This is a genomic window from Stieleria sedimenti, assembly GCF_025060895.1.
Lineage (GTDB): Bacteria > Planctomycetota > Planctomycetia > Pirellulales > Pirellulaceae > Stieleria > Stieleria sedimenti.
In genome coordinates this window covers 1-8288 of sequence record NZ_JANZKV010000304.1, presented here as the reverse complement: position 1 = coordinate 8288, position 8288 = coordinate 1, and the positions used below count along the sequence as shown (strand labels likewise).

The following is an 8288-nucleotide window of genomic DNA, read 5'->3' as shown; positions in this document are numbered from 1 at the left end:
ATCTCGCGTTCGTGCATCTCACGCTCGCGCATCTCACGCTCGCGCATCTCACGCTCGCGCATGTCTCGTTCACGCGACTCACGTTCTTCGGCTTCTTCGCGATTTCCGGGGCGGTCACGCGTGAGCCGTTCGTCATCGGGACGACGCCTCTCGGCGCGATCGTCATCGCGTGGTCTGCGATCTTGCTCGGATGTCTCGCGCTCCCGGGCCTCCGCTTTTCGGTCATCGGCTCGGAGGGGCGTGGGCGTGAACAGTGACGCGACAAGGCAGAACGCCAAACCGGCGAACCAGCCCGTTGTCAACGATCGATCGGTGAGGGTCATGGTGGGACCTGCAAGTGGGGAATCGAGTGGAGGGAACAATGATCGCCATCGTAATGACTTCGGTATCCTGACGACCACGAACGCTACCGCAACAATCTAACCGGTTTGGGGCGAGTCTGCCGGAGTGGCATGGCGGCCGGTTGCCTGTCCACCCGGCGGCGTTAGCGAAAAGGAGGCCGCAATCAATCGTACGGGCATCAGTGTTGGTGTGTAGGCTGAAGGGACCGTCCTGCTTAGGACGGACCGGTTTTTCGAGTACGATGACCCTTCCGGGCTGTCGTCCGTTGGACTCATGACGACGACCTAGAAAGGACGTCGTACAACGGTCCGCTGACCGCATCACACTCAATCGACGAGATCATGAGGATTCGTCACGTTTCGCATCGTTCCTAATCTGGACGGTCTCTTGAGCGGCCCGCAGTCGTTGCGGAGCAGCAACCGGGAATCGCCACTGGCACACCGTTTTCCGATAAAGCCTACGGAGCCAGCAACGACGCGCCACACGATTTGGCCCACCGCGAGTGATATGTCCCCAGTCGTTGGGGTGTGCTGCCGTGTGGCATGATTGCCGACACAAGTCCGATCACGCGGTCGATGTCGTCCCACAAATGTTGCGAGGTGACGGCGGGGATTTGATTGAATGCCGTTCGGTCGAAGCGTGACGTCGGGATAGACTCCAGCAAGAATCGAACCAGCGGCATGCACCACGCATCGATGGCAACGGCGGATGCCCCCAAGGCGATCAGCTTGGCAACGTCTCGGGCGCTGACTTCGCCCGGCACGATCCACAGGGGTTTGTCTGCAAAGTCGTGTTCATCCATCAATCGACGCGTCTTGGTGACCAACGCAGCCAACTGGATCCCCTCGATCTCCGGCTGATTCATTCGCACGATCAAGCCATCGGGCCGGGAAACCAGTGCCGCGGCGATCTCTTCTTCCAAACGGTAACAATCGATGGACACAAAGACCGCGGCCGAGGGTGCGAGCAACCGCAACTGGTCGAGTTTCGTGCGGGCTTGTTTGAGCGAGACGACATCGGTGGGAAAGGAACCGGTGGCAACATGGCCGCCGCCACCGATCGTCGATTCTTCCGCACCGCCTTCCCAACGTCTCATCTGCTCCGGCGAATAGGCGAATCGTCCCGAGTCATCCCGCGTCGCTGCCAGTCGGACATCGATGACACGTGTCTCGTCGAAATCGGCGGGCGTGAATCCATAACGCTCGGCGCGATAGGGGGTCATTCGCGGCAAGAACTGCCGCTGCGCTGCATCAATTGCGGCACTCTCGTCGGCCGGGATTGCTGCAAACAACTCACTGGGTTCTTCGTCGATCGCGACGTCGCGGCGGAGTGCCGAAACCACGACATCGAGATTGGCCACCGACGCAGCGAGTCGTCCGGCAACATCGCGTGGCAACTGAATCCAGGGCGGTTCGTACCAGAACAGCGGCAACTCCAATCGGACCGAGCTGCCATCGGGACGTGAAATCGTTTGGGCGGCCGGGTACATCGGGCTGGTCGCCCAGACCGTTGCCGAGTGTGGCGGCAGGAGGTGAAGCGAAGCGAGTCGGTCGGAATTCACAGGTGATCCTTTCAAAAGCTACTGCTCTGTTTAAACGTTGACAAAGCACTAACGCCAATTGGGAACCACTTCGCCGCGGGCTGCATTTTCAGCCGCCAATTTTGCGATCGGGACGATGCGACGAAAGTCGGTCGCGTCACCGCGGATCCCCGCACTGATGAGCAGCAATCCCAGTTGGACCTCCTGCTTTTTTCGCAGCGGCGCTTCGGTGACGCCGGGAGTTAGGCTTGCCGCCTTTCCCCGAATGAAGACCGCAACGTTGCTGAGCGGATTGCCCAGGTTATTGCCCGCGTCGCCTCCGATCACGATGGTTCCCGCCAAGGCGCCGAGTCCGACATCGTTGCCGACGTCGCCGCGAACGAAGAGTCCGCCGCCACGCATCGCGCCCCCGGTACGATCCCCGGCCGAACCATAGATGCCCAGGGTGCCGCCGGTCATCGCGGTTCCCGCACCGTGGCCGGCGTGACCGCGGACCCGGATCGATCCGCTGGACATGCCTTCGGCAACGCCGTGTCCGACATTTCCGAACACTTTGATGACCGTTTGGGAGTTGTACGCAAACGCGTAGTCGCCCAGTGAACCGCGGACACGCAATTTCACCGGGTGATCGATCCGCATCAGCGCGGCGTGTTGCCCGTCCGCCCCCAGGATCTCGACCCGCGGAAATTTTTCTTCATCCCCTTGCAGCGGCACCGAGCGGATCGCCTCGCGAAGTTCCGCATCAAACAGTTCCTGCATCGAGAATTCATGATCGATGTCCGGCAGGCTCGTCGAGTCAACCGATTCCTGGTCAAACCCGACCATCGTATCGTGCGTCGAATCGAGCTGCCGTGCTTCGTCGGGCAGCGCGTCGATCGGCAGTGCATCAGACGGCAGTGCATCAGACGGCAGTGCATCAGCAGGCAGTGCATCAGCAGGCAGCGTCTTGTTCGTCAACGTCTCGCGAGAAACCGACTCCGCCGGCGCGGAACGCAGCGGCGTTGGCGGTTTCGCCGATTGAGGAGGTTTGGGAACGTGCGGCATCGAAACGACAATCAAACTCGGTGGCCGGAAAGGATCCGTCGAACAATCCCCTCTAGTTTAGCCGCCGCGGCGTCCCCTGCCTCTAGCACTTCTGCGTGATCGGCGACTTTCGCTCGGTCGGGATCCGCCACATTGCTGACAATCGACAAAGCGAGCACCGACATGCCATGATTGGCCGCCGTTAACACCTCTCCTGCGGTGCTCATTCCCACCACATCGGCTCCGATCCGCCGCATCATGCGGTATTCGGCACGGGTTTCATAAGTCGGGCCCAAGGTCGCCAGATAGGTGCCTGGGACGGCAACAAAGCCACCTTCTCGGGCGGCGGCCAGCGCGAGTGAAGCGAGCTGCGGATCAAAAATCTGACCCCGCCGTCCGGCGGGAAAGCCGATCGGCAACCCGTCCGGGGCTGCCCCGGTTTCGCCCTGCACGTTTTCGCTCTGTGCTGTTTGTTTCGGAGACGCGAATTGCCGCCGCGCATGCAGCCAATTGATCTGATCGCAGAGGACGACGATGTCGCCCACGGCCAGCTTCGGATTGACACCACCGGCCGCATTGCTGGCGATCAAACACTTGGCCCCCATCGTATGCATCACCCGGATGGGAAATGTCACCTGGTCGTCGGACCAGCCTTCGTAACGATGCAAACGACCCGCCATGGCAATCACCGGATCGCCGCCGAGCGTGCCGAACACCAGCTGCCCGCGGTGACCGCTGGCAGTGGAATGGGCAAACCCGGGAATGTCGGCGAAGGGCACGATGACGGGTGATTCGATTTTATCGGCCAGCGAACCCAGACCGCTGCCCAAAACGATCGTCGTGACGGTCGGCCGACGAGACGGCGCGGTATCGCCGTTGGCGTACGCCCACTTCCCCGCAATGGTTTCACGCAACATCGCCACAGCCATCGCGACCGTCTGCATTGGCGGTTCTGCTTGATCCTCGATGCGATCCCTCATGCGATCCGCGTTTGCCCCGCTTCGGCCACGATCCCGGTCACGATTTTTAGCAACTGTGGTGCGGCGAGATTCGCCGTCGCGATGATTTCTTCGACGTTGGCCGGCTGCAGCGAATCGGGCAGACACATGTCCGTGATCACGCTCAAACCGATCGTCTTTAACCCGCAGTGCACCGCCACGATCGTTTCGGGAACTGTGCTCATCCCGACCACATCGGCGCCGATGGTGCGTAGGAAGCGGTACTCGGCCCGCGTTTCAAGATTCGGACCGGCGACGGCAACGAAGACGCCGCGGTGGACGACGATGTCTTCGCGACGGGCCAATGCCAGCGTGCGATCAATCCATTGCTGATCGTAGGGTTCACACATGTCGGGAAAACGCGGCCCCAAACGATCATCGTTGATGCCGATCAACGGGTTGTCGCCCATCAAGTTGATCTGGTCATCGATCACCATGATCTCGCCCGATTGGTAATACGGGTTCAAACCGCCACAGGCGTTGCTGACGATCAACAATTCGGCGCCCAAGCGTTTGAACACTCGGATGGGCAACGTGATCTGCTTCAGCGGATAGCCCTCGTACATGTGAAACCGTCCTTCCATCGCGACGATCGGCACACCTTCCAAGAATCCACAGACGAGCCGTCCGCGGTGACTGGTTGCCGTGGACGTCGGGAAGTGGGGGATCTCGCCATATTCGATCGACGCTTTGACATCGATTTGATCGACCAAACCACCCAACCCGGTTCCCAGGACGAGGGCAACTTTCGGCGTTTGAGCAAACGCGTTTTGAATCACCGCGGCGGCTTCTTCAATTTTTTCGTACAGATCAAGCATGTCAAATGTTCGGATGAATCACGGGGGTGAACGAGGGCACGACGCACGAATCATAACGCAGGACGACTCGGCTGCCATCGGCGGCCAAAACCTCGTTAAACTCGTCATTCAGCGGCGACGTTCCGTTTTCTTCTCCCATGTCTACACGCACTCGCTTTATGGCTATCCCCGATCCTGACCAGTTCGAAAAGCTGGCGTCGTTTTATCTCGGGCGTCAATACGATCTTTTCTCGGGCCGGCAGCTGGACCAACTGCTGATGTACGACAGCAAAGACCTGTGCACGCACGCGATGTGCGTGGGGATGACCGGCAGCGGCAAGACAGGCCTGTGCCTGTCGTTGTTGGAAGAAGCTGCCATCGATGGGGTCCCCGCGATTTGCATCGACCCCAAAGGCGACTTGGCAAACCTGATGCTGGCGTTCCCCGATCTTGCACCGAGTGATTTCAAGCCCTGGTTGGAGCAAAGCGACGCGACGCGTAAAGGAATGAGTGTCGATGAGTTGGCCGAGACAACGGCAACGCGGTGGCGAGAGGGCTTGGCGTCCTGGGGACAAACGCCCCAACGGATTCAGGCCTTCAAGGACGCGGTTGACATCGCGATCTACACCCCCGGCAGCAACATCGGGCTTCCGCTGACGGTGCTCAAGAGTTTCGATGCCCCCCCGCCTGAATTGCTGGACGATACCGAGGCGATCGGCGAGAAAGTCACCGGCGCGGTCTCGGGTTTGTTGACCTTGATGGATCTCGATGCCGATCCGTTGACGTCACCGGAGCACATCCTGCTGTCATCCATTTTGACACACGAGTGGCGCGAGGGACGCAACGTCTCGATCGCCAACCTGATCCGTCTGGTTCAATCCCCACCGATCACGCGGATCGGGGTCGTCGACCTGGATTCCTTCATGCCCGCTGCGGAGCGTTCGAAACTGGCGATGCGATTGAACAACTTGCTGGCGTCGCCGGCGTTCGCGTCATGGCTGGAAGGCGAAACACTGTCGATCGACAAACTGTTCTACACCGACGATGGCCAACCGCGTGTGTCGATTTTGTCCATCGCTCATCTCCGTGACAGCGAGCGGATGTTTTTTGTCACCTTGTTGTTGAACGAGCTCGTCGCGTGGATGCGGCGACAAACCGGTACCGGCTCACTCCGTGCGATCTTTTACATGGACGAAGTCGCCGGGTACTTTCCCCCGGTCGCCAATCCGCCCAGCAAGCCGCCGATGCTGACGCTGCTCAAACAAGCTCGCGCGTTCGGCTTGGGCGTCACTCTGGCGACGCAAAACCCCGTTGACTTGGATTACAAGGGCCTGTCCAACATCGGCACCTGGTTCCTGGGACGGCTGCAAACCGAACGCGACAAGGCCAGGGTCTTGGAAGGCCTGGAGGGGGCCGCGGGAGAATCCGGCCAGCCATTCGACCGCAACCGGATGGAACAGATCTTGGCGGGGCTGGGCAACCGGGTCTTCTTGATGAACAACGTTCACCAGGGCGATCCGGTGACGTTCCAAACGCGTTGGGCGATGTCGTTTCTGGCCGGGCCGCTGGCCAGGCAACAGATCAGCGACCTGATGCAGGATCGAAAGGCGGCGGCTCAATCGCGTCGCGAAGAGAACAGCGAATCGATCGTTGAAGAACACCCGTCATCCCAACGTCCGGTCATTCCGGCTGGCGTGGAGGAACGATTCCTCGGCCAGACCCAAGTGGCCCACCGCGGTTGCAAGAAGGTCTATCGGCCAGCGCTGGTCGGCAAAGCGTCGATGCATTTTATCCGCGCCAGTGCCGACTTGGATCATTGGGTCGACACCGCGCGGCTGCTGTGCTGTGGCGGTGGCGTCCCCGACGACCTCTGGGAACACAGCAAAAAGCTGTCGCCGGACGCCGAGTTCTTGACCGAACCGGACGACGCCTTCGAGTTCAGCGATCTGCCCGACGGCTTGCGAGGCAAGTCTTCCTACCGCACGTTTAAGTCAAAACTGAAGGACTATTTGTACCGACACGAGACCGCTACGCTCTACAAGTGCCCCGGGATGACGGGCTATGCACCGGGCGTCAACACCAGGGAGCAGGCCAGACGGCACTTCCAGCAACTGCTGCGCGAAAAGCGAGACCTGGAAACGGAGAAGCTACGTGACAAGTATGACGCCAAGGTGCAGTCGGTCGAAAAGAAAATCCGCACCGCCGAAGACCGAGTCGGGCGCGAGCAGTCGCAATACGGCCAAGCCAAGTGGTCGACGATCCTGTCGGTGGGCAATTCGATTCTGGGCGCCTTCATGGGCGGTCGGCGAGGCGGTGTGATGACGGCGGCGAGGGGAGTCGGACGCGCGACGCAGCAGGCCGACGACGTGCGCCGTGCCGAAGCAGCACTGAAGGAGTTGCACGACGACATCAAAGAGCTTGAAGAGGAACTCGATGCAGAGATCCAAGACCTTGCCAAGCGGTGCGACATCGACAAGATTGAATTGGAAACCACCGAGATTCCGCCGCGAAAAAGTGATCTCAAGACGGAAGAGGTCTTTGTGGTCTGGACGCCTTGGCAAGTCGACGCCAGCGGCATCGCCATGCCACTGTATGAATGAACGCTGCCTCAATGAGACCTTCACCACCCCAACCCATCGACTGACATGAAAGACTTTAAAATCATTCCGAGTGACGACGAACTGGAGTCACTTCAGCGGGATCTCAGCTTTCACCCGGCCGGCATCGCCGATCCCAAAACACTGACGCGGCAGCAGATCGACCACTTCAATGAGCGTGGGTTCATCGCCCCGCTGGACATCTTTTCCGGCGCGGAGATCGCTGAGATCCGTGACTATTTTGACGATCTACTCCGCAAGGTCACCGCCAGTGGAGGCGACAGCTATTCCATCAGCTCGGCGCACCTGAAGTACGGCCCCGTGTATGACATTTTAAAAGACCCACGGATCGTGGACCCTGTCGCCGACCTGTTTGGCGAAAACGTGATCGGCTGGGGGTCGCACTTCTTCTGCAAAATGCCCGGCGATGGAAAGTCGGTCGCCTGGCATCAGGACGCCAGCTACTGGCCGTTGTCACCCAGCAAGGCGGTCACCGTCTGGTTGGCGATCGACGACGCCGATCAAGAAAACGCCTGCATGAAATTTATCGCCGGATCTCATACCAAGGGGCACATGACCTACCGCCCCAGCGACTCGACCGAACACAACGTGCTGAATCAAACGATCGATGATCCGGAGCAGTACGGGGAACTGGTTTATGATCCGTTGAAAGCGGGGCAAGCGTCGATCCACGCGGATTTGTTGCTGCACGGCAGCGACGCCAATGATTCCAACCGGCGTCGTTGTGGGCTGACGCTACGTTACTGTAGCGCCGACGTGCACGCCGCGCTCGGTTGGAATGAAAAAGGGGTGCAGGTCCGCGGCACCGACCCGAGCGGGCATTGGAGCAACCAACCCCGACCGGAATAGGCCGCTCGGGGACCAGGAACGACGCGACCCCGTCGGCGGAACGCTGTGAAGCATTTTTTAATCGACAGGCCGTGAGCCCACTACCGCTCAATCGACATTGAGGGCGCCGCTCGCGCTGGCG

8 protein-coding genes are annotated in these 8288 nt (G+C 60.1%); 3 read left to right on the top strand and 5 right to left on the bottom strand.

Annotated features, from left to right (window positions below):
- Positions 1 to 257 (top strand): hypothetical protein (locus NZK35_RS31230; RefSeq protein ID WP_259636458.1); only part of this gene is annotated, 257 nt, incomplete at its 5' end.
- Between the two features lie 542 nt (positions 258 to 799).
- Here the strand turns inward: NZK35_RS31230 and NZK35_RS31225 are convergent.
- From NZK35_RS31225 to NZK35_RS31205, 5 genes are read right to left on the bottom strand one after another with little or no spacing between them, the layout of a single operon-like run.
- On the bottom strand, positions 800 to 1903 hold the full coding sequence (locus NZK35_RS31225) for a hypothetical protein (RefSeq protein ID WP_259636457.1): 1104 nt from the start codon (positions 1901 to 1903) through the stop codon (positions 800 to 802).
- A gap of 48 nt (positions 1904 to 1951) precedes the next feature.
- Positions 1952 to 2926, bottom strand: coding sequence for a tributyrin esterase (locus tag NZK35_RS31220; protein ID WP_259636456.1), 975 nt, complete (start codon positions 2924 to 2926; stop codon positions 1952 to 1954).
- An 11-nt stretch (positions 2927 to 2937) separates the two neighbouring features.
- On the bottom strand, positions 2938 to 3849 hold the full coding sequence (locus NZK35_RS31215) for a purine-nucleoside phosphorylase (protein ID WP_259636455.1): 912 nt from the start codon (positions 3847 to 3849) through the stop codon (positions 2938 to 2940).
- A gap of 32 nt (positions 3850 to 3881) precedes the next feature.
- Entirely contained in the window at positions 3882 to 4721 is an 840-nt protein-coding gene (locus NZK35_RS31210) for a purine-nucleoside phosphorylase (RefSeq protein ID WP_259636454.1), read from the bottom strand.
- A 1-nt stretch (position 4722) separates the two neighbouring features.
- Positions 4723 to 4860 carry a hypothetical protein gene (locus NZK35_RS31205; protein WP_259636453.1) on the bottom strand — a complete coding sequence of 46 codons (138 nt, stop codon included), beginning with the start codon at positions 4858 to 4860 and terminating at the stop codon, positions 4723 to 4725.
- On the opposite strand from NZK35_RS31205, the gene NZK35_RS31200 reads away from it, so the two are divergent.
- Both NZK35_RS31200 and NZK35_RS31195 read left to right on the top strand, forming a co-directional pair.
- A complete protein-coding gene (locus tag NZK35_RS31200; protein ID WP_259636452.1) occupies positions 4859 to 7300 on the top strand; it encodes an ATP-binding protein in 2442 nt (813 codons plus the stop codon). The genes NZK35_RS31205 and NZK35_RS31200 overlap by 2 nt on opposite strands.
- A gap of 45 nt (positions 7301 to 7345) precedes the next feature.
- Entirely contained in the window at positions 7346 to 8167 is an 822-nt protein-coding gene (locus NZK35_RS31195; RefSeq protein ID WP_259636451.1) for a phytanoyl-CoA dioxygenase family protein, read from the top strand.
- Positions 8168 to 8288: the final 121 nt, after the last annotated feature.

Coding starts and splice junctions, on each gene's coding strand:
- NZK35_RS31210 (WP_259636454.1), bottom strand. CDS start 4,721: ATGCTTGATCTGTACGAAAAAATTGAAGAAGCCGCCGCGGTGATTCAA.
- NZK35_RS31200 (WP_259636452.1), top strand. CDS start 4,859: ATGTCTACACGCACTCGCTTTATGGCTATCCCCGATCCTGACCAGTTC.
- NZK35_RS31195 (WP_259636451.1), top strand. CDS start 7,346: ATGAAAGACTTTAAAATCATTCCGAGTGACGACGAACTGGAGTCACTT.
- NZK35_RS31205 (WP_259636453.1), bottom strand. CDS start 4,860: ATGGGAGAAGAAAACGGAACGTCGCCGCTGAATGACGAGTTTAACGAG.
- NZK35_RS31215 (WP_259636455.1), bottom strand. CDS start 3,849: ATGCAGACGGTCGCGATGGCTGTGGCGATGTTGCGTGAAACCATTGCG.
- NZK35_RS31220 (WP_259636456.1), bottom strand. CDS start 2,926: ATGCCGCACGTTCCCAAACCTCCTCAATCGGCGAAACCGCCAACGCCG.